At 72.0% G+C, this 19,988-nt stretch carries 16 protein-coding genes and 2 pseudogenes; 13 read left to right on the forward strand and 5 right to left on the reverse strand.

The window, feature by feature from the left end; genetic code table 11:
• Positions 1-16 precede the first annotated feature (16 nt).
• The 4 genes and pseudogenes from ACFC0G_RS26230 to ACFC0G_RS26245 all read left to right on the forward strand — a co-directional run bounded on the left by ACFC0G_RS26230 (position 17) and on the right by ACFC0G_RS26245 (position 3,849).
• Complete coding sequence (locus ACFC0G_RS26230) at positions 17-526, forward strand: hypothetical protein (protein WP_376407312.1); 510 nt, start codon at positions 17-19, stop codon at positions 524-526.
• Positions 504-1,883 (forward strand): ABC transporter substrate-binding protein, encoded by a 1,380-nt coding sequence (locus tag ACFC0G_RS26235; RefSeq protein ID WP_376407314.1) that lies wholly within the window; start codon positions 504-506, stop codon positions 1,881-1,883. Before ACFC0G_RS26230 ends, ACFC0G_RS26235 begins: the two co-directional genes overlap by 23 nt.
• Before the next feature lie 145 nt (positions 1,884-2,028).
• Positions 2,029-2,748: pseudogene (locus ACFC0G_RS26240) on the forward strand (glycosyltransferase); the annotation flags it as partial.
• Positions 2,749-2,853: 105 nt separating this feature from the next.
• The gene (locus ACFC0G_RS26245) at positions 2,854-3,849 is read left to right on the forward strand and encodes a helix-turn-helix transcriptional regulator (protein ID WP_376407316.1); all 996 of its coding nucleotides are present in this window, start codon (positions 2,854-2,856) and stop codon (positions 3,847-3,849) included.
• Here ACFC0G_RS26245 and ctaD read toward each other — a convergent pair.
• Positions 3,779-5,551 (reverse strand): cytochrome c oxidase subunit I, encoded by a 1,773-nt coding sequence (gene ctaD / locus ACFC0G_RS26250; protein WP_376407318.1) that lies wholly within the window; start codon positions 5,549-5,551, stop codon positions 3,779-3,781. The genes ACFC0G_RS26245 and ctaD overlap by 71 nt on opposite strands.
• A 407-nt stretch (positions 5,552-5,958) precedes the next feature.
• Between ctaD and ACFC0G_RS26255 the strand changes: the two genes are divergently transcribed.
• A complete protein-coding gene (locus ACFC0G_RS26255) occupies positions 5,959-6,174 on the forward strand; it encodes an I78 family peptidase inhibitor (protein ID WP_376407320.1) in 216 nt (71 codons plus the stop codon).
• 75 nt (positions 6,175-6,249) lie between these two features.
• Here ACFC0G_RS26255 and ACFC0G_RS26260 read toward each other — a convergent pair.
• Positions 6,250-7,128, reverse strand: a pseudogene (locus ACFC0G_RS26260) (phosphatase PAP2 family protein); the annotation flags it as partial.
• A 406-nt stretch (positions 7,129-7,534) separates the two neighbouring features.
• Here ACFC0G_RS26260 and ACFC0G_RS26265 point away from each other — a divergent pair.
• Positions 7,535-9,283 carry an MFS transporter gene (locus tag ACFC0G_RS26265; protein ID WP_376407322.1) on the forward strand — a complete coding sequence of 583 codons (1,749 nt, stop codon included), beginning with the start codon at positions 7,535-7,537 and terminating at the stop codon, positions 9,281-9,283.
• A 42-nt stretch (positions 9,284-9,325) separates the two neighbouring features.
• Here the strand turns inward: ACFC0G_RS26265 and ACFC0G_RS26270 are convergent, their stop codons facing one another.
• A complete protein-coding gene (locus ACFC0G_RS26270) occupies positions 9,326-9,760 on the reverse strand; it encodes a cell division protein SepF (RefSeq protein WP_024761734.1) in 435 nt (144 codons plus the stop codon).
• Between the two features lie 311 nt (positions 9,761-10,071).
• Here ACFC0G_RS26270 and ACFC0G_RS26275 point away from each other — a divergent pair, with 311 nt between their 5' ends.
• Entirely contained in the window at positions 10,072-11,355 is a 1,284-nt protein-coding gene (locus ACFC0G_RS26275) for a DUF5685 family protein (RefSeq protein WP_376407324.1), read from the forward strand.
• A gap of 91 nt (positions 11,356-11,446) precedes the next feature.
• Here the strand turns inward: ACFC0G_RS26275 and ACFC0G_RS26280 are convergent, their stop codons facing one another.
• Both ACFC0G_RS26280 and ACFC0G_RS26285 read right to left on the reverse strand, forming a co-directional pair.
• The gene (locus ACFC0G_RS26280; RefSeq protein WP_376407326.1) at positions 11,447-12,424 is read right to left on the reverse strand and encodes an ABC transporter substrate-binding protein; all 978 of its coding nucleotides are present in this window, start codon (positions 12,422-12,424) and stop codon (positions 11,447-11,449) included.
• Entirely contained in the window at positions 12,421-12,900 is a 480-nt protein-coding gene (locus tag ACFC0G_RS26285; RefSeq protein WP_376407328.1) for a GNAT family N-acetyltransferase, read from the reverse strand. Before ACFC0G_RS26285 ends, ACFC0G_RS26280 begins: the two co-directional genes overlap by 4 nt.
• 403 nt (positions 12,901-13,303) lie before the next feature.
• Between ACFC0G_RS26285 and ACFC0G_RS26290 the strand changes: the two genes are divergently transcribed.
• From ACFC0G_RS26290 to ACFC0G_RS26315, 6 genes are all read left to right on the forward strand, one after another.
• A complete protein-coding gene (locus tag ACFC0G_RS26290) occupies positions 13,304-14,152 on the forward strand; it encodes an amino acid ABC transporter permease (RefSeq protein ID WP_376407330.1) in 849 nt (282 codons plus the stop codon).
• Positions 14,149-16,161, forward strand: a complete 2,013-nt coding sequence (locus tag ACFC0G_RS26295; protein ID WP_376407332.1) for an FAD/NAD(P)-binding protein — start codon at positions 14,149-14,151, stop codon at positions 16,159-16,161. The genes ACFC0G_RS26290 and ACFC0G_RS26295 overlap by 4 nt, the downstream gene beginning before the upstream one ends.
• Before the next feature lie 51 nt (positions 16,162-16,212).
• Positions 16,213-17,130, forward strand: a complete 918-nt coding sequence (locus ACFC0G_RS26300) for an amino acid ABC transporter permease (RefSeq protein ID WP_376407334.1) — start codon at positions 16,213-16,215, stop codon at positions 17,128-17,130.
• Complete coding sequence (locus ACFC0G_RS26305; protein WP_376407336.1) at positions 17,127-17,921, forward strand: amino acid ABC transporter ATP-binding protein; 795 nt, start codon at positions 17,127-17,129, stop codon at positions 17,919-17,921. The genes ACFC0G_RS26300 and ACFC0G_RS26305 overlap by 4 nt, the downstream gene beginning before the upstream one ends.
• Before the next feature lie 123 nt (positions 17,922-18,044).
• Positions 18,045-19,019 carry an ABC transporter substrate-binding protein gene (locus tag ACFC0G_RS26310; RefSeq protein WP_376407338.1) on the forward strand — a complete coding sequence of 325 codons (975 nt, stop codon included), beginning with the start codon at positions 18,045-18,047 and terminating at the stop codon, positions 19,017-19,019.
• A gap of 50 nt (positions 19,020-19,069) precedes the next feature.
• Entirely contained in the window at positions 19,070-19,858 is a 789-nt protein-coding gene (locus ACFC0G_RS26315; RefSeq protein ID WP_376407340.1) for a DUF1684 domain-containing protein, read from the forward strand.
• The last annotated feature ends 130 nt before the right edge of the window (positions 19,859-19,988 follow it).

Consider the following 19,988-nt stretch of genomic DNA (forward strand, 5'->3'; position numbering starts at 1 on the left):
CCCGGTGGTGAGGCAGATGGCCCTCGCACGACTCGGCGGACGCCCCCGGCTCGCGGCCCTCGCGGCCGTCGCCGTCCTGGCCCTCGCCCCCGCCATGGCGGGCTGCTCCGACGACGGGAGCGGCAGCACGGGAAGCGACAGCGCGTCGCCGTCCGCGACGGCCGGCGAGCCCGCCGACCCCGCCGCCGCCGAGGCGGAGATCACCGAGAACTGGACGGCGTTCTTCGACCCGAACACCACCGCGGCCGAGAAGGTGAAGCTCCTGGAGAACGGCGCCGCGATGGAGCCGGTCCTCGCCGCCTTCGCCGGCAACGAGAACGCCGCCACGACCGCGGCGAAGGTCACCGGCGTCGAGTTCACCTCGGCCGAGGAGGCCAACGTCACCTACGACCTGCTCGTCGGCGGGGCACCCGCCCTGCCCGACTCCCAGGGCACCTCGATCCTCCAGGACGGCACCTGGAAGGTCTCCGTGAAGACCCTCTGCGGCCTGGTCGAGCTGAGCGGTGTCACCGTTCCGGGCTGCTGAACCGGGCGCGGCGCTGCTCCTCGCCGTGCTGCTCGCGCTTCTGGCCGTGCTCACGGCCTGCGGCAGCCGGCTCCCGGAGCGCGCCTTCGAGACGCGGCCCACCGCCACCCCCTCCGGCGGTGAGCCGCTCCGCGTCGGGATCATCACCAGCGCCACGAGCCCGGTCGGCGGGAAGGCCTTCACCGGACCGCGCGACGGCGCCCGCGCCTACTTCGACGCCCTCAACGCCCGCGGCGGCCTCGACGGGCGCAGGATCGAGGTCGAGACCTGCGACGACGGCGGCAGCGGCGTCGGCAACAACGCGTGCGTGCACCGGCTGATCGACGAGCGCCACGTCTTCGCGCTCGTCGCGACCACCGCCCTGAACTACGCGGGCGCGCCCCTCGTCGCCAAGGCCGGTGTCCCCGACATCGGCGGCCAGCCCCTCACCCCCGCCTACGACACCTATCCGCACCTCTACGGCATCTACGGCAGCTCCGCCCCGCGCACCGGCGGCAAGCCCGGCTGGAACGGGACGCTGTACGGCGGGACCGAGGTCTACCGCTGGTTCGCGCGGGAGAAGGGGGCGCGGACCGCCGCCGTCGTCTCGTACAACCAGGCCGCGTCCGCCGCGTACGCCCGGCTGGTCTCCGACGGGCTGCGCGCCGAGGGCTACCGGGTCGTCGACGAGCAGGTCGACTTCGCCCTGCCCAACTTCCGCGCGGTCGCGGCCGATCTGCGGGACCAGGGCGTCGACCTCCTCTTCGACGCGATGGACACCCACGGGAACGTGCGGCTGTGCGAGGCGATGGAGGCGCTCGGGGTCCGCGTCGACGCCAAGGTCACCAACGTGCAGAACTGGTCCTCGTCCGTCGCCCGCGACTACGCCCGTGCTCCCGGCTGCCTGAGCTCCCTGTGGGTGACCGGAGCCAGCCGCAACCACCAGGACACCGGCGATCCCGCCGTCCGGGAGTTCCGGGCGGCCATGGGGCAACGGGAGCTTTCCCAATGGCAGTTGGAGGGATGGGCGGCGGCGATGTGGTTCACCGACGCGGCCCGCTCCTGCCTGGCGGGGGGCGGGACCGGGGCCGGGGACGGAGCCGGGTCCGGGTCCGCGGACGGAGCCGGGGACGCGACCGGAGACGGAGCCGGGGCCGGGCTCACCCGTGGGTGCGTCGAGGAGTTCCTGAACCGTCCGGAGCCGTACACCGCGCGCGGACTGCTGCTGCCCGTCCGCTTCGAGCACCTCGCGCGACCGCCCGAGACCCGTCACACCTGTCTGTCCGTGGCCCGCTGGGAGGACGGCCGGGGCTGGGTGAGCCAGGGCGACATGACGGAGAACTGCGCGACCGTGCCCCAACTCGGCTATCGCCCGTGACCGTCACCCGCCCGACCTCACCCGCGAACCGTCGCCCGTGCGGCCCCGCCCGTGTGACTTCGCCCGTGAAACGGGGGTTCGTCCCGGCAGTACAGTCGGCCCGACCGACCGACAGCCTGACTGACCGGGGGGAACCGGCAGCCCGATGCGCATCTCCTTTCTGCTTCACGACGGTTACGGCCACGGCGGCACGATCCGGACCACGTTCACCCTCGCCGAGGAGCTGGCCAGGCGCCACGAGGTCGAGATCGTCTCGGTGTTCCGCCACCGCGACCGGCCGGCCCTCGGACTCCCCTCGGACGTGACGCTGCGTCATCTCGTCGACCTGCGCGAGGACAGCCCCGGGTACGACGGTGACCACCCCGACTTCCACCGGTCCGCCGAGGTCTTCCCACGCGGCGACGACCGCTGGAAGCAGTACAGCGCGCTCACCGACGCCCGGATCGGCGCGTACCTGCGGGGCGTCGAGGCCGACGTCCTCGTCGCCACCCGCCCGGGGCTCACCGTGCACCTCGCCCGGCAGGCCCGGCGGGGGCCGGTCCTCGTCGGCCAGGAGCACCTGGCCCCCGCCGGTCACGGCATCCGGCTCCGCCGGGACATCGGCCACGAGTACCGGCTCCTCGACGCCGTGACGACGGCCACCGAGGCAGACGCCCGCGCCTACCGCAGGATGGGGCTGCCCGGCGTACGGATCGAGGCCGTGCCCGACGGCGCGCCCGTGCCCGCCCGGCTCGCCGCCCGCCACGAGGCGCTCTGGACGGAACTCGTCGACCGGGGCGCGAGCCGGCGCGTCCACGCGGCGGGGCGCGCGAGGCGGCACCACGAGATCGGCCGGGCCGTCGACGCGGTCTACGCCCTGACGGCGAGGGCCGCCCGGCTGGTCCGGGGCCGTCCGCTCCGCTGAATCCGCCGGGTTCCCGCGGTCGCATCGAGGACCGTAGGTGTCCGCGACGGCTGGCAGACTCGGGGCATGTTGGAGACCTCCGCACGGCTGCTGCGCCTGCTCTCGCTGCTCCAGGCCCACCGGGAGTGGTCCGGTGCCGATCTCGCCGACCGGCTCGGGGTGACCTCGCGCACGGTACGGCGCGACGTCGACCGGCTGCGCGAGCTCGGCTATCCCGTGCACGCCAGCCCCGGCACCGGCGGCGGCTATCAGCTCGGGGCCGGGGCCGAGCTGCCGCCGCTGCTCCTCGACGACGAGGAGGCCGTGGCGGTCGCGGTCGGCCTGCGCACGGCGGCGGGTCAGGGTGTCGAGGGCATCGGCGAGACGTCCGTACGCGCCCTCGCCAAGCTGGAGCAGGTGCTGCCGGCGCGGCTGCGGCGGCGGGTCGGCGCGCTCACCGAGTTCACCGTGCCCATGCTCCGTACGCCTCGGGACATGGTGGATCCGGGGGTGCTCACGGAGCTGGCCAACGCCTGCCGGGACAGCGAGCGGCTCCGCTTCGCCTACCGCGACCACGGCGGCAACGCCACCCGCAGGACCGTCGAACCGCACCGGCTGGTCTGCACCGAGCGGCGCTGGTACCTGGTGGCCTGGGACGTGGACCGCGGCGACTGGCGGACGTTCCGGGCCGACCGCATCGAGCCCAGGCCGCCGCACGGGCCGCGCTTCCCGCCCCGCGAACCGCCCGCCGAGGACCTCGCCGCGTACGTGTCGAAGGGCGTGTCCGGTGCGGCGTACGCGACGGAGGTCACCGTCCGGCTGTTCGTCCCGCTCGCCGAGGCCGCCGCGATCGTCGGCCCGATGGACGGGGTCCTGGAGCCCGAGGGCGAAGGGAGCTGTCTGCTGCGGGCGGGGGCGCACAACCTCCACGTCGCGGTGGTGCACGTGGTGCTCATGGGGCTCGAGTTCGAGGTGGTCGACCCGCCGGAGCTGACGGAACGGGTCCGCGACCTCAGGGACCGGCTGTCCCGCGCTCTCGACCGGGCGGAGGGGGAGAGTCCGGGGGCGAGGACGAGGGCGTAGACGGGGGAGAGGTCGGGGGAGACACCGGGGGAGACGCCGGCGGGCTCGTGATCCGCATGCGTTCGTAGGCCGCGAACTCCGGGTGGTGCAGGTCGAAGGCGGGCGCCTCGGAGCGGATCCGCGGCACGGCGTCGAAGTTGTGCCGGGGCGGCGGGCACGTCGTCGCCCACTCCAGCGAGCGTCCGAAGCCCCAGGGGTCGTCCACGTCGACCTTCGCGCCGTACCGGTGGGTCCACCACACGTTGTAGAGGAACGGCAGGGTCGACGCGCCGAGCAGGAAGGCGCCGATCGTCGACACCGTGTTGAGGGCGGTGAAGCCGTCCGCGGCCAGGTAGTCGGCGTACCGCCGTGGCATGCCCTCCGCGCCGAGCCAGTGCTGCACCAGGAAGGTCAGGTGGAAGCCGACGAACAGCGTCCAGAAGTGGGCCTTCCCGAGCCGCTCGTCGAGCATCCGGCCGGTGAACTTGGGCCACCAGAAGTAGAAGCCGGCGAAGGTCGCGAAGACGACCGTGCCGAAGACCGTGTAGTGGAAGTGGGCCACGACGAAGTACGAGTCGGTGACCTGGAAGTCCATCGGCGGCGAGGCGAGGATCACCCCGGTGAGCCCGCCGAAGAGGAACGACACGAGGAAGCCGACCGACCACAGCATGGGCGTCTCGAAGGAGAGCGAGCCCCGCAGCATCGTCCCGGTCCAGTTGAAGAACTTCACCCCGGTCGGCACCGCGATCAGGAACGACAGGAGCGAGAAGAACGGGAGCAGCACCGCGCCCGTCGCGAACATGTGGTGGGCCCAGACCACCACCGACAGGCCGGTGATCGTCATGGTGGCCCCGACGAGCGTCGCGTAGCCGAAGATCGGCTTGCGGGCGAAGACCGGGATGATCTCGCTGACGATCCCGAAGAACGGCAGCGCGATGATGTAGACCTCGGGGTGGCCGAAGAACCAGAAGAGGTGCTGCCACAGCAGCGCCCCGCCGTTCTCGGGCTGGAAGACCACGGAGCCGAGGCGCCGGTCCGCCTCCAGGACGAGCAGCGCCGCCGCGAGGACGGGGAAGGCGACGATCACCAGGACCGCGGTGAAGAGGATGTTCCAGGTGAAGATCGGCATCCGGAACATGGTCATGCCGGGGGCCCGCATCCCGATGATGGTGGCGAGGAAGTTCACCGAGGTGAGGATCGTGCCGAAGCCCGAGAGCGCGAGTCCCATGATCCACAGGTCGACGCCCACGCTCGGCGACCGCTCCAGGCTGTTGAGCGGGGCGTAGGCGGTCCAGCCGAAGGCGGCGGGGCCGCTCGGGGTGAGCAGCGAGGCGATCACCATCAGGCCGCCGAAGAGGAACAGCCAGTACGAGAACATGTTCAGCCGCGGGAAGGCGACGTCGGGGGCGCCGATCTGCAGCGGCACCAGTTCGTTGGCGAAGCCGGCGAAGGTGGGCGTCGCGAAGAGCAGCAGCATGATCGTGCCGTGCAGCGTGAAGGCCTGGTTGAACTCCATGTTCGACACGAGCTGGAGCCCCGGGCGGGCCAGCTCGGCGCGCATGAGCATGGCCATGAGCCCGGCCAGCAGGAAGAAGACGAACGAGGTGACCAGGTAGAGGTGGCCGATCTTCTTGTGGTCGGTCGTGGTGGCCCAGTCGATCAGGACGCGGCCCTGTCGCTGCCGGGCCGATTCGACGGTCGCGGTCGCCGTCTCGGTGTCCATCGCTGCGCCCCCTAGTGCCGGTCCGCCGGGGCGTGTCCTGCTCGCCGGGCGTCCGGACATGATGCGCGCGGCGGGTCGGCGGGCGAGGGAGGCGGAGGGGGCGGCTGCTCCGGTCGGCCGACACCTCCTCCGCCGAGCCGGCCGCCGCGTACGCGTAAGCATTGTGTAAGGGAAGCGTGAGGGCGCCGCGTGTGCGAACGGGGTAATTCGGCGTGTGACGTGCGGAGAAGAGGGAATTCCCCGGGACTTGTCGATGCGGGGAGTCTCTTCGTGCGAACTGCTGGAAGCTCTTCGGAATTGCTGGAGAATCGACCCGAAACTGTCCCATCGGGTGACGGGCGGCGTGTCAAACATATGTCGAGAACTTGTGACACAAGCGTGACCGCAAAGAGGCTAACGTGAGGCCCATGTCACCCACATCGCGCACTCCCGAACCGCCCCGCGACGCTCCCGAGTCCTATGTGGGACTCGACGGGGACGGCGCCGAGCGGCTTGCCAGGGCACGGGGCTGGAAGGTCGTCAGATCTCTGCCGCCGGGCTCGATCATCACCATGGAATACCTGTCGGGACGCATCAACTTCGAGGTCGAGGACGGCACCGTCAGCCGCTGCTGGCTCGGCTGACGGCGTACGCGCCCGCATGCGGAAGGGCCCCGGCCGGGGACGGCCGGGGCCCTTCCGTGACGCGGGGTGCGGTCAGCCGCGTGTCGCGGGGGCGCGGCCGCGGGCCACTCCCACCGTCTCGCGGACGGGCTCCTCGGCGCCGGCCGGACGCTGCGGGAAGAATCCCGGGCGCGGTCCGCCAGAGGCCACGGGCAGGGAGGGCACCAGCCGGCGGCGGTCGCGCAGCCGGTCCCGGAGCCGGTCGCGTGCCGCGAGGATCCAGGACTCCGCCACCGCGAGGACCGGCTCGCACCAGGGCAGGGCGAGCAGGACCAGGAGCCCGGCGGCCCAGCCGAGCAGGACGTCGCTCAGCCAGTGCGTGCCCAGATAGACGGTGGTGAGGCCGACGCCGAGCGCGACCACTGCCGAGAGGGCCGACAGATAGCGCCTGGCCCGCGGGGTGGTCGCCAGATAGGCGAGGATGCCCCAGGTCACGACCGCGTTGGCGGTGTGTCCCGACGGAAATATATCGCCGCCCCCGAAGAGCTCGGCGGAGCCGACCTGCGTCGCGTAGTGGGGGCCGAGACGGCCGAGCCCGAGCTTGACCGCGCCGACCGAGACGTTGAGCAGCAGCAGCGCCGCGCCGAGGCACAGGAGCGGCCGCAGGGTGTGCTGTCGCCAGGAGCGCCAGCCCAGCCACGCGGCCACCATGACGGCCGTGGGGCCGCGCTGGCCGAGGACGACGTAGTAGTCGAGGAAGCCGTGGATCTCCGGCCACTGCTGATAGGGCCGGAACAGCATGATCTTCCAGTCGAGGGTCACCAGCCAGCTCGACAGGAGGACCGCGACGACAATGGCCAGATAGAACGCCGACGTCCCGCCGAAGAGCGCGAGACGCGTGCGGGTCATCCCCGGGACCTCTATCTTCGGCGGTTCCGGCTCCCGGTCCAGCCGGGCAAAGATGTCGGTACGCACCCAATCGACGTTACAGGGAGTGAGAAGCCGTCCCGGTCGATCCGGTGTCTTCGTGATGACCATGTGATGTGGAGTAGGTCTCAGCCGCCGGATCATTCCCGACGTCCGTCGGTAAATCCGATGACCTTCTGCCCTATTGCCGGCGTGGCGCTTTCCGGAAGAGTGTTTGAACGCAAGGGAATTGCTTCAAACAGATATACGTACGGAATTCCATGCGACGCGCGGGCCCCGCCGAGTGGCGTACGCCACACGCGGAGGCCCGCCGGGGTGAGAGCTGCACCACGCGCTCGGGGCTTGAACTCGCGTACGCTGACGGCTCACTCGCCCGTCGATGTCGGGCCGCCCCAGGGGCATACGCCCTGGTCGGCGCCTGCCGAGCGCGAGAGCTTCACTGGGAGGTACGTACATGTCGCGGACGATCACGGCCCGAGCACGAGAGCGTGCCGCCGACGGCGGAGCCAACCGCTGGGTCGTCCTGGTCGTCCTCTGCGTCAGCCTTCTCCTGGTCGCCCTCGACGCGACCATCCTCCACGTCGCCGTCCCCTCGCTCACCGAGGATCTGCGCCCCAGCTCCACCGCGCTGCTCTGGATCGTCGACGCCTACCCGCTGATCTGTGCCTCGCTGCTGATCCTCTTCGGCACCCTCGGGGACCGGGTCGGCAGACGGCGGGTCCTCCTCCTCGGCTACGCGCTGTTCGGCGTCGCCTCGGCGATCGCCGCCCTCGCCACCGAGCCGGGGGTCCTCATCGCGGCCCGCGCGCTGCTCGGCGTCGGCGGCGCCATGATCATGCCCGCGACGCTCTCCATCCTCCGGGCGGTCTTCCCCGACCGCCGGGAACGCGCCACCGCCATCGGCATCTGGACCGCGGTCGCCGCGGTCGGGGCCGCCACCGGACCGGTGCTCGGCGGCTTCCTCGTCGAGAACTACTGGTGGGGCTCCGTCTTCCTCATCAACATCCCGCTGATGGCGCTGATACTGCCGCTGGGCCGCCGTCTCCTCCCCGAGTCCCGGGGAGACTCCGACGGCCCCTGGGACGTCCTCGGCGCCCTCATGGCCGCCGCCGGAGTCCTCGGCTGCGTCCTCGGGGTCAAGCGCGCCGGGGCCGGCGAACCGCTGCTCGCCCTGCCGACCGCGGGACCGCTGCTCGTCGGCGCCGCGCTCCTCGTCCTCTTCGTCCGCCGGCAGAAGCGGCGCCCGCACCCGCTGATCGACATGCGGCTCTTCTCCCGGGCGGCCTTCACCACCTCGGTCGGCTGCATCGTCCTCGCCATGCTGGCCCTGGTCGGCCTGGAGCTCATCGCCGTCCAGTACCTCCAGCTCGTCCTCGGACTGAGCCCCCTGGAGACCGGGCTCCGGCTCCTCCCGCTCACCTTCGCCGCCATGGCGGCCGGCGCCACCGGCTCGTACACCCTGCGCAGGATCGGCCCGCGCCGGATGGTCGGCTGGGGCTTCGTGCTCACCGCCGCCGCGGTTCTCCTGCTGACCTTCATGGGGCAGGACGACCGGCCGCTGCTGCTCACGGTGGGCTTCGTGCTGCTCGGCTTCGGCCTGCAGACCACGCTCTTCTCGGCGTACGAGTCGATGCTCAGCGAGGCGCCGCAGCGGAGCGCGGGCGGCGCCGCCGCGATCGGCGAGACCTCGTACCAGCTCGGCGCCGGCATGGGCATCGCACTGCTCGGCAGCGTGATGAACGCCGCGTACGCCCCCGGGCTCGCCTCGGTCCCCGGAGTGCCGGCGGAGGCGAGCAGCGCCGCGTCGAACTCCCTCGGTGAGGCCTACCAGGTCGCCGACCAGCTCGGCGGCGCGGCGGGCACGGCCCTGCACCAGGCGGCCCGGCACGCCTTCGTGGACGGTCTGCACATCACGCTCTGCGTGAGCGCCGTCCTGCTGCTCGCCGGCGCGGTGATGGCCCGGCGACTGCCCCGGGTCATGGAGTGCCCGGCGGAACCGGACGCGTCCTGCGAGCCGGCCGAGTCGTGTACGTCGGCCGAGTCGTGTGAGTCGCTCGCGGGGTGCGAGCCGGTCGAGCCGGTCGGGCGGGGTGAGTCGGTTGTGACGGGTGAGCCCGTCGAGGCGCGAGAGCCGGCCGAGCCGCGGGTGCCCGCGACCCGGGAAGCGATCGAGCCCGCCGGCTCGGGACGTCCGGTGCACTGACCCGATCCCTCGGGTGGTGCCCGGTCGGGCCGGCGGACCCGCTCAGCTCTGGTTGAAGAAACCGTCCTGCGGACGCCGACGGGACTCGCCGCCGACGATCTGGGTGTCGGCGGGAGTGAGCAGGAAGACCCGCGTCGCCACGCGCTCGATCGAGCCGCGCAGACCGAAGGCGAGGCCGGCGGCGAAGTCGACCACGCGCTTGGCGTCGTGCGGCTCCATCCCGGTCAGGTTCACGATCACCGGAACACCGTCCCGGAAGAGCTCTCCGATGCCCCGGGCGTCCCGGAAGCCGTCGGGGGAGACGGTGGCGATCCGGCGGCCCTGATCCTGGGCGGTGTCCGTGGCCACCCGGACCCGGGGGTCCGTCACCCAGGCGTCGCCGTTCTCGGCACCGTCGGCGTACTCGTCGTCGTAGTAACGCTCGTCGTTGTCCTCGACGAGTCCCAGCCAGGCACTTGCCTTGCGCACCGATCCCATGGACGCCTCCTTTCAGCGCGGTCACTTGTGGTTCCGCAATCCCTATCGTCGTCCATGATGCGGATCGCGCGCCAAGTGGATACACGGCGCGCAGGGGATTCGTGACGGTACTGGTGCAGAACGTGAGCGTCGATTTCTGGCGATACGTCAGGAAACTTGCGGTATGCGGGGCCTGACGGAGGGGCGCGCAACTTAAAATATGAAAGTCGGGCCAGAAGGGTGACGGTGGGCGCGTACGGGTGAACGACCCGGCTCGCTACGATGCCGCGATGCCGCTCGACGGCACTTCGCACGGCTCACGGGGGCACCTCATGTTCGGAATCGTCAGACCCTGCACGCACCGGCTCACCGACGGACTCAAAGTCGACTGGATGGCCCACCTCTGCGGCCTCTGCCTGGCACTTCGCGCGGACCACGGACAGTTCGCGCGGGTCGTCACCAACTACGACGGGCTCATCGTCTCGGTCCTGACGGAGGCTCAGACCGGCACGATGGCGAGCGGGCGGCGCACCGCCGGGCCCTGCCCGCTGCGCGGGATGCGCACCGCGCCCGTGGCCCAGGGGGAGGGCGCGCGCCTCGCCGCCGCCGTCTCGCTCGTCCTCGCCTCGGCGAAGGTACGGGACCACGTCGCCGACCGGGACGGCCTGTTGGCGCGCAAGCCCGTCGCCGCCGCGGCCCGCCGGGTCGCCCGCTCCTGGGACCGGGCCGGCGCCAGGACCGGCCGCGCCCTCGGCTTCGACACCGCCGTCCTCGTCGACGCCGTCGACCGGCAGACCGGGCTCGAAACCCTCGCCGGCCTCGGGACGCCGCTGCTCGCCGTCACCGAGCCGACCGAGACCGCGACCGCGGCCGCCTTCGCGCACACCGCCGTCCTCGCCGGGCGCCCGGACAACGCCGCGCCGCTCGCCGAGGCGGGCCGGCTCTTCGGCCGCCTCGCCCACCTCCTCGACGCCGTCGAGGACCAGCAGGCCGACGCGGCGGCGGGCGCGTGGAACCCGCTCACCGCGACCGGCACCTCCCGTGAGGAGGCCCGCCGGCTCGCCGACGACGCCCTGCACGGCATCCGCCTCGCCCTGAAGGACGCCGAGTTCGCCGACGGCAAGCTCGTCCACGTCCTCCTCGCCCATGAGCTCCGGACATCGGTGGACCGGGCCTTCGGTACGACGAGCTGCTCGCACGGGACGCCGGGGGCGGGGCCGGTGCACGGACAGGGCCCGGTGCCGGGGAACCCGTACGCGCCCCAGGGGCCCGGACCCGTCCCCGGCAACCCGTACGCCCCCGGCCCGGGGGGCCCCGGCGGGCCCTACAGCCCCGGTCCCGGTGGCCCCGGAGGCCCCGGCGGGCCGTTCCCGCCCGGGCCGCCGAACCGGCGCGGCCTGATAGCAGGGTGCGCCCTCTGGGTCGGTCTGGCCTGCACCTGCCAGATGTGCTGCGGGACCTTCGAGGACCCCTGGAGCCGGCAGCGTCGCGAGGGGCTCTGCCAGCAGTGTGACCCCGGCAGTTGCTGCGACTGCTGTGACTGCTGCAGCAACTGCTCCTCCTGCTGCGAGGGAGACGGCTGCTGCGGGGACTGCAGCTGCGGCTGCGACTGCTGACACCCCGTCTGCCACCGCCCCGCCGGAGGCACCCCGCCGGGCGGGTGGCACCCCGCCGGGCGGGTGGCACCCCGCCGGGCCGACGGCTCCGCTACTTCGTCGGCGCCGGGATCTCCGGCGGGGTGATCTGCGACTGCTCGATCCCCGACCCCGCCACCCCCCACTTCTTCACGATCCGGTCGTACGTCCCGTCGGCCTTCAGGCCGTTCACCGCCGCCTGGAAGGCCGGTGCGAGCGGGGTGCCCTTCTTGAAGGCGAAGCCGACGTCGAGCCGCCGGTACTCGTTGAGGAACTTCACGTTCTTCTGCTGCGTCACCGCGTACCGCACGCCGTTGATCGTGTTCATCACGACATCGCTGCGGCCCTGCTGGAGCGACATCCAGACCGCGCCCGTCTCGTTGAAGACGTTCACCTCGTACGCCGGCTTCCCGGCCTCCGCGCACCGGCCCTTGTTCTTCTCCAGGGTCTGCTCGAAGGTGGTGCCCGCGCCCGTCGCGACCTTCAGGCCGCACAGCTGCGTGAGGTCGGTGACCGCCTTCAGCGGGCTGTCGGACCGGGTGGCGAAGCCCTGGCCGTCGTTGATGTAGGTGACGAAGTCGATGGTCTTGCGCCGCTCCTCGGTCACCCCGAAGTTCCCGGTGCCGACGTCGTACTTGCCGCTGGTCAGCGCCGGCAGGATCGCCTCGAAGCCGACGGCCTCGCGCTTCAGCTCCAGGCCGAGGGCCTTCGCCACGGCGTCCGCGAAGTCGGCGTCCACCCCGACCACGGTCCTGCCGTCGGGCAGGTAGGCCGAGCTGGGCGGGGTCCCGACCGAGGCGGCGACCGTGAAGCTGCCCCGCTGCCGGACGTCGGCGGGAAGCAGCTTCGCCGCGGCCTCGTTCTTCTTCACCGCCGACACCACGTCCTCGCTGGGGAGCGTGCCCTTCGCGGCGCCCGGTGCTCCCGAGGCCCCGGCCGGCGCCGTCGTGGGTTCGCCTCCGGAGCAGGCGGTGAGGGTGAGTGCGGCGGCGGTGATCAGCGCGAAGCCGAGGGTCGTGCGGGCAGTGCCGGAACTCGTACGCGTGCTCATGGTTTCGGGTTCTCCAGGAGTTTCTCGAACGGCAGGGGGCCGAGCGACTCAAGATCGGCGGACACGTCGAAGAGCGGCCGGTAGCCGGTCGCCAGGTAGAGGCCCCTGGCCTCCGGCTGGCGCGGCCCGGTCGTCAGGTAGATGCGGGTGTAGCCGCGGGCGGCGGCGTCGCGTTCGAGCACGGTGAGGACGCGGCGGGCGAGCCCGCGCCTGCGGTGCGCCGAGTGGGTCCAGATCCGCTTCAGCTCGGCGGTGTGGTCGTCGTAGCGGCGGTACGCGCCTCCGGCCACGGGCCGGCCGTGCTCCATGAGGAGCAGGAAGGCGCCGTGGGGAGGAGCGAACTCGGTGGCCGGATAGAGGCTCAGATCGTGCGCGGAGCCGTACCGGGTCGTGTACTCGTAGGCCAGCTCGTCGAGGAGCGGGCGCGCCAAGGGGTCGGTGGTCGTGGTCCGGTACACGGACAACGCGAAGGGCATGACGGTCCTTCAGGGCGAAGGAGGACAGCGAGGCGGAGCGAGGGGAGGGGAGGGCTCAGGCACTCACGAGGGGCCTGTGTGTGAAGGCGCCGCGGAAAACAGCACGCGGGCGGGGCACAGCAGAGGGTCAGCTCAACAGGAAGAGGACCACACGCGACCGAAGTCGATGTGGGAGCGCGTGACCAGCTGCTGCGGATGCATGGCCCCAGTTGAACAGGCATCCGTTTCCGCGTCAACCATGATGAGACGCACAGCTCACCCTGTGGACACCCTTGACAGCAGGGCATGTTGACCGCATAGCCTCGAAGGGCGGATCGGGCTGAGGGGCCCATGTCCGTGCTCTCCGCGTGTGAAGGCGCACCCCCGTGTTCGATCCGCCCTCTGGCATCCACGGAGCCTTCGCATGTCCGCGACCCTCGTCAAGACTCCCTCCACGGCCCCGCCGGCCGAGCCGCCTCCCCGCGTCGTTCCCGCCCGCCGGGCCGGCCAGTGGGCCGCCGCGGCCGCCGTCCTCGTCCTCCTCGCCCTCGGACTGCTCTCGGTCATCCGCAACAAGGCCTTCCAGTGGGACGTCGTCGCCGAGTACTTCACCTCCGCGTCCGTCCTGCGCGGCCTCGGCCTCACCCTGTGGCTGACCGCCCTCGTCATGGTCCTGGGCTTCGTCCTCGGCACCCTGCTCGCGGTCTTCCGGTTGTCCGCCAACCCCGTTCTGCGCGGGGTCAGTTGGGGGTACGTCTGGTTCTTCCGGTCCACCCCGATCCTGGTCCAGCTGCTCTTCTGGTTCAACATCGGCGCGCTCTACCCGACCGTCCTCGGCATCCACACGGTCAACCTCCTCGGCCCCGTCGCCGTCGCCGTCATCGGCCTCACCCTGCACGAGGCCGCCTACGCCGCCGAGGTCGTGCGCGGCGGCATCCTCTCCGTCGACCGCGGCCAGATCGAGGCCGCCCAGTCCCTCGGCCTCGGCCGCTGGCGCCGGCTCACCCGGATCGTGCTGCCCCAGGCGATGCGCTCGATCGTCCCGCCCGCCGGAAACATGCTGATCGGCACCCTCAAGGGCACCTCGATCGTCTCCGTCATCGCCGTCCAGGACCTGCTCTACTCGACCCAGCTCGTCTACCACCGCACGTACGAGGTCATCCCGATGCTCCTCGTCGCCACCCTCTGGTACGTGGCGGTGACCTCGGTCCTCAGCCTCGGCCAGCACTACGTCGAGCGGTACTACGCCCGCGGCACGGGCGGTGCCCGATGAGCCCCGCCCCCTCGACGCCCTCGATCGTCATCGTCGGCGCGGGGCCGCGCGGCACCGGCTTCCTCGAACGGCTCGCCGCCAACCTGCCCGAGCTGTACGGCGACGGCCGCCTCGACCTCCACCTCGTCGACCCGCACCCGCCGGGCCCCGGCCGGATCTGGCGCACCGAACAGTCCCCGCTGCTCTGGATGAACTCCCAGGCCGAGGACGTCACCATGTTCACCGACGAGACCGTGGAGCTCGACGGGCCCGTCCTGCCGGGACCCACCCTCGCCGACTGGGCCGGCATCGAGGGCCGCGTCTTCCCCACCCGCCCCCAGCAGGGCGCCTACCTGCGCTGGGTGTACGAGCGGGTCCTCGCCGACCTGCCCGCCTCGGTCAGCGTCCACGAGCACCGCACCACCGCGCTGCGGCTCGGCGGCCCCCGCGACGGACGCCAGCGGGTCTGGCTGGAGGCCGGCGCCGAGCCGCTCCTCGCCGACCTCGTCGTCCTCACCGTCGGCCACCTCGACGCCGAACCCGACCCGGAGCAGCGGGAGCTCGCCGACTTCGCCGCCCGCCACCGGCTCGTCCACCTCCCGCCCGACTTCACCGCCGACAGCGACCTCTCCGCGCTGCCCGCCGGCGCGCCCGTCCTGGTCCGCGGCTTCGGCCTCGCCTTCGTCGACCTGATGGTGCTCCTCACCGAGGGCCGCGGCGGACGGTACGAGGGCGAGGGCGACGACCTCGTCTACGTACCCTCCGGCCGGGAGCCCGTGCTGCACGTCGGATCGCGGCGGGGCGTCCCGTACCACTCGAAGATCGGATACGTCCTCGACGGCGAACGGCCCCCGCTTCCCCGGTTCTTCGGGGCCGAGCAGACCGAGGCCCTCCTGAAGCGGGACGAGCCGCTCGACTTCCGGCGCGACGTGTGGCCGCTCATCGACAAGGAACTCGGCTGGGCCCACTACCACCGGCTCTTCTCCACCCACCCCGAGCGGACCTCCCTCGACTGGAGCGACTTCGAGGAGGCGTACGCACAGGCGCCGCCGCGCGGGGCGGAGATCGCCGCGCTCGTCGCCGCGGCCGTCCCCGACCCCGCGGACCGGCTCGACCTGGACGCCCTCGACCACCCCCTCGACGGGGTCCGCTTCGTCTCCGCCGAGGCGCTCCAGCACGGCCTGCGCGACTACGTCACCGACGATCTGACCCGCCGCCACGACCCCGCCCACAGCCCCGACGCCGCCGTCTTCGCGGCCCTGCTCTCCGTCTACGCCCAGCTTCTGAGCCTCGGCGGCCGCGTCGACCTGGGCGGCTGGTGGCACGGCTTCTTCAGCTACATCGCCTCCGGCCCGCCGGGGCCCCGGCTGCGTCAGCTCCTCGCGCTCTCCCGCGCCGGCGTGGTCCGGTTCCTCGGGCCGCAGGTCACCGTCGAGACCGACGAGGAACGCGGGGTCTTCCGCGCCGCGTCCGCCGCCGTGCCGGGGGAGTGGACCGAGGCGCGCGCCCTCGTCGAGGCCCGGCTGCCCGACCCCACCCTGGAGCTCACCGGCAGCCCGCTGCTGCGCGCCCTGTACGAGGACGGGGCCCGGGCCACCGCCAGCGGCCTCCTCGTCGTCGACCCCGCCGACGCCCGGATCCTGGAGCGCGACGGGCGCCCGCACCCGCGCCGCTTCGCGCTCGGCCCGCACACCACCGCCCGGGCGGGCGGGGCCTTCACCCGGCCCCGTACCGGCGGGATCGCCTTCGGACAGAACGACGTCGCCGCACGGGCCGCGCTGACCTTCCTGAGCGACGGGAGTGAGGGGAGCGACCGGGGCGACCGGGGTGCCCTGAGCGACTTGAGCGACCGGGGTGACCTGGGCGATCGGGGTGCCCTGAGCGACTTGAGCGACCGAGGTGACCAGGGCGCCCAGGGCGACCTGAGCGACCAGGGTGACCAGGGCGATCGCAGTGACCAGGGCGTCCGGAGCGGCCAGGCCGACCGCGCCGACCGGAGCTGTCGCCTTCCGGCCCCGCTGAGCGCCTGATCCGCGCTCCCCCTTCTGCCTCGCCTCCCGACCCGTTTCCGAGGAACCGCCATGGCTCTCACCAGCGATCCGCCCTCCACCGCCCCCCTCACGAACACCCCGGTCACGAAGGACCCGGAAGCCGCCGCCACCCCGCCGGCGCCCGTCGAACTCGTCGTCGTCCCCGTCCGTCACCCCTGGCGCTGGGTGGCCGTCGCCGCCACCGCCGTCCTGCTCGTGCAGTTCGCCCACGGGCTCGTCACCAACCCCGGCTGGGAGTGGGACGTCTTCGCCGCGTTCTTCACCACCGAGACGATCCTCCAGGCCGTCTGGGTCACCCTCCAGCTCACCTTCTACGGCACGGTCCTCGGCTTCGCGATCGGCATCGTGCTGGCCTTCATGCGCCTGTCGGCCAACCCGTTCCTGCGCTCGGTCGCCTTCGGCTACATCTGGGCGTTCCGCTCCATCCCGCTCATCGTCCAGCTGCTCTTCTGGTTCAACCTCGCCTATCTCTACAAGGAGTTGAGCATCGGCATCCCCTTCGGGCCGAGCTTCCTCTCCTTCGACACGATGGGTCTCGTCGGGGAGATGAGCGCCGCCGTCCTCGGCCTCGCCCTCCACCAGGCGGCCTACGCGGCGGAGATCGTCCGGGGCGGCGTAGTCGCCGTGGACGAGGGCCAGTCGGAGGCTGCGGCCTCCCTCGGCATCCCGAAGTTCCGGCAGCTGCGGCGCATCGTGCTGCCGCAGGCGATGCGCTCGATCCTGCCCAACGCCGCCAACGAGATCATCTCGCTCTTCAAGGGCACCTCGATCGTCTCGGTCATGGCGATCGGCGAACTCTTCTACCAGGTGCAGGTCGTCTACGGCCGCAACGGACGGGTCGTCCCGCTCCTGATGGTCGCCACCGCCTGGTACGTCCTGCTCACCACCGCGCTCTCCGTCGTCCAGCACTACGTCGAACGCCACTACGCGAAGGGGAGCGCCCGATGAGCTCCGCCACCACCACCGTCCCCGAGTCCACCACGGCCAAGGTCGAGATCCGCTCCGTCCACAAGAACTTCGGCCCGCTCCACGTCCTGCGCGGCATCGACCTCGACGTCCGGGCGGGGGAGGTCACCGTCGTCCTCGGCCCCTCGGGCTCCGGCAAGTCCACGCTCCTGCGGACCATCAACCACCTGGAGAAGGTCGACAGCGGCACGGTCAGCGTCGACGGCACCCTCGTCGGCTACCGCCGCTCCGGGAACAAGCTCTACGAGCTGCGGGAGCGCGACATCCTCAAGCAGCGCACCCGGATCGGCTTCGTCTTCCAGAACTTCCACCTCTTCCCGCACCTGACCGTCCTGGAGAACATCGTCGAGGCCCCCGTCTCGGCCCTGAAGCGCCCCCGGAAGGAGGCCGAGGCCGCGGCCCGGAAGCTCCTCGACCGCGTCGGACTGGCCGACAAGGCGGAGGCGTACCCCAAGCAGCTCTCCGGCGGCCAGCAGCAGCGCGTCGCCATCGCCCGCGCGCTCGCCCTGGAACCGGGGCTGCTCCTCTTCGACGAGCCGACCTCCGCGCTCGACCCCGAACTGGTCGGCGAGGTCCTCGACGTCATCAAGGACCTGGCCGCCTCCGGCACCACCATGATCGTCGTCACGCACGAGATCGGCTTCGCCCGCGAGGTCGCCGACACCGTGGTCTTCATGGACGAGGGCCGGATCGTCGAACAGGGCCCGCCGGCCGAGGTGCTCGACAGCCCCCGCCACGAGCGCACCCGCGCCTTCCTCTCCAAGGTCCTCTGACCGCCCGTACCCCCCGTTCTCCCATCCCCCCCGTCCCACATCCCCCCTGCCCCACATCCCCCCACCGCTCCTCGCTCTTCCCGTACGACCGCTCGTCACCCTTCCCGCACCAGGAGTCCCGTCATGAAGTCCCGCCGCACCGTCCTCGCCGCCCTCGCCTCGCTCACCGCCCTCGGGGTCCTCACCGCCTGCGGCTCGGGGGATGCCGCCACCTCCGAGATCAAGCCCGAGGGGCAGAAGGGGAACGGCATCAACGTGGGCCCGGACCAGAAGCGCATCCACACCGCCAAGGTCGACGCCATCGCCGCGCAGGTGCCCGAGGCCGTCCGCAAGAGAGGCACGCTCGTCATCGGCGTCGCCGCGAACACCAGTCCGCCGCTCTCCTTCCGCGCCACCGACGACAAGACGCTGATCGGCACCGAGCTCGACATCGCGACCCTGGTGGCCGACACCCTCGGACTGGAGCCGAAGTTCGAGGCGGTCTCCTGGGAGAACCTCTTCGTCGGCCTCGACAGTGCCAAGTTCGACGCCGTCTTCTCCAACGTCACCGTGACCGAGGAGCGCAAGGACAAGTACGACTTCGCCACCTACCGCCTCGACGACCTCGCCTTCGAGGCGAAGAAGGGCTCCGGCTGGACGGTGAAGGGCCCCGAGGACGTGGCGGGGAAGAAGATCGCCGTCGGCTCCGGAACCAACCAGGAGAAGATCCTCGTCGACTGGTCCGCGCAGAACGAGAAGGCGGGCCGCAAGGGCGTCGAGATCTCGTACTTCCAGAACAACAGCGACTACTACCTGGCCCTCCAGTCCGGCCGGATCGACGGCTACCTCGGCCCCAACCCCGTCGTCGCGTACCACGTGGCCTCGGCCGGGCAGACCGAGGTCGCCGGGAAGTTCTCCGGCGCGGGCGCCGGGCTCCAGGGCAAGATCGCGGCCACCACGAAGAAGGACAGCGGCCTCGTCGCCGCCTATGCGGCCGCGATCGACCACATCGTCGGGAACGGCACCTACGGCGAGGTGCTCAAGCGGTGGGGTCTGGGCAGCGAGGCCGTGGAGAAGTCGGAGATCAACCCGCCCGGCCTGCCCCGCACCAAGAACTGACCCACGGCGCGCCCCGGGCTTTCGAAGCCCGTATGAAAAGGTGGAACACCATGAGCACGGATCCGCAGCAGGACTGGCAGCACTGGCACGAGCAGCGTGAGGCGGCGGTCGCCTCCTCGTACGGCCCGCTCTCCCTCACGGGCACGCACTGGCTCTCGGATCACCCGGAGGGTCGAATTCCGGCCGTTCCCGGCGAGTGGCGGGAGGACGGTGACGAGGTGGTCCTGACGGCGGACGCCGAGGACGCGATCACCGTCGACGGGAAGCCCTTCACCGGCACCGTACGGCTCACCGCCGACCACGCCCCGATCCACGAGTCCAGGGTCGAGGCGGCGGGCCGGCGGCTGGTGGTCCTGCGGCGGGAAGGGCTCTGGGCCGTACGGGACTTCGACCCCGGCTCGGCGGCGCGCAGCGCCTTCGCGGGCATCGAGGCCACCCCGTACGACGAGCGCTGGGTGGTGTCCGGCGTCTTCCGTCCGTACGAGGAGGCGCGCAGCGTACGGGTCGAGAACGCCGACGGCCGGGAGCGCGGCCTCGGGCTCGCCGGCGAGCTGGCCTTCGACCTGCACGGCGGCGAGCACACCCTCCAGGTGGCCGTCGAGGACGACGGCTCGCTGTGGGCGGTCTTCGCGGACGCTACCAGCGGCCGGGACAGCTACCGCTTCCGCTTCCTGCGGCCCGAGGCCCCGGCGGCGGACGGCTCGGTGACGGTGGACTTCAACCGTGCGCTGCTGCCGCCGTGCGCGTTCGCCGACCACTTCATCTGCCCGTTCCCGCCGCCGGGCAACACGCTCGACACCGCGGTACCGGCGGGGGAGCGGCAGCTGAACGCCTCCTGACGCGTTCCGGCCCACCTGACCTGGGCTCTCCGCAAGGTGTACGGATATCGGGCACCCCCGGCCGCGACGGCCGGGGGTGCCCGTGCGTCCGGCGGTCTTGTGCGCCCGCTCCACGGGGGTCACTATCGCT

This window comes from Streptomyces sp. NPDC056169 (assembly GCF_042268445.1).
Lineage (GTDB): Bacteria > Actinomycetota > Actinomycetes > Streptomycetales > Streptomycetaceae > Streptomyces.

Excerpts from the sequence above, each read along its gene's own strand:
- ACFC0G_RS26230 (WP_376407312.1), top strand. The coding sequence starts at position 17 with ATGGCCCTCGCACGACTCGGCGGACGCCCCCGGCTCGCGGCCCTCGCG.
- ACFC0G_RS26245 (WP_376407316.1), top strand. The coding sequence starts at position 2,854 with ATGTTGGAGACCTCCGCACGGCTGCTGCGCCTGCTCTCGCTGCTCCAG.
- ctaD (WP_376407318.1), bottom strand. The coding sequence starts at position 5,551 with ATGGACACCGAGACGGCGACCGCGACCGTCGAATCGGCCCGGCAGCGA.
- ACFC0G_RS26255 (WP_376407320.1), top strand. The coding sequence starts at position 5,959 with ATGTCACCCACATCGCGCACTCCCGAACCGCCCCGCGACGCTCCCGAG.
- ACFC0G_RS26265 (WP_376407322.1), top strand. The coding sequence starts at position 7,535 with ATGTCGCGGACGATCACGGCCCGAGCACGAGAGCGTGCCGCCGACGGC.
- ACFC0G_RS26270 (WP_024761734.1), bottom strand. The coding sequence starts at position 9,760 with ATGGGATCGGTGCGCAAGGCAAGTGCCTGGCTGGGACTCGTCGAGGAC.
- ACFC0G_RS26275 (WP_376407324.1), top strand. The coding sequence starts at position 10,072 with ATGTTCGGAATCGTCAGACCCTGCACGCACCGGCTCACCGACGGACTC.
- ACFC0G_RS26280 (WP_376407326.1), bottom strand. The coding sequence starts at position 12,424 with ATGAGCACGCGTACGAGTTCCGGCACTGCCCGCACGACCCTCGGCTTC.
- ACFC0G_RS26285 (WP_376407328.1), bottom strand. The coding sequence starts at position 12,900 with ATGCCCTTCGCGTTGTCCGTGTACCGGACCACGACCACCGACCCCTTG.
- ACFC0G_RS26290 (WP_376407330.1), top strand. The coding sequence starts at position 13,304 with ATGTCCGCGACCCTCGTCAAGACTCCCTCCACGGCCCCGCCGGCCGAG.
- ACFC0G_RS26295 (WP_376407332.1), top strand. The coding sequence starts at position 14,149 with ATGAGCCCCGCCCCCTCGACGCCCTCGATCGTCATCGTCGGCGCGGGG.
- ACFC0G_RS26300 (WP_376407334.1), top strand. The coding sequence starts at position 16,213 with ATGGCTCTCACCAGCGATCCGCCCTCCACCGCCCCCCTCACGAACACC.
- ACFC0G_RS26305 (WP_376407336.1), top strand. The coding sequence starts at position 17,127 with ATGAGCTCCGCCACCACCACCGTCCCCGAGTCCACCACGGCCAAGGTC.
- ACFC0G_RS26310 (WP_376407338.1), top strand. The coding sequence starts at position 18,045 with ATGAAGTCCCGCCGCACCGTCCTCGCCGCCCTCGCCTCGCTCACCGCC.
- ACFC0G_RS26315 (WP_376407340.1), top strand. The coding sequence starts at position 19,070 with ATGAGCACGGATCCGCAGCAGGACTGGCAGCACTGGCACGAGCAGCGT.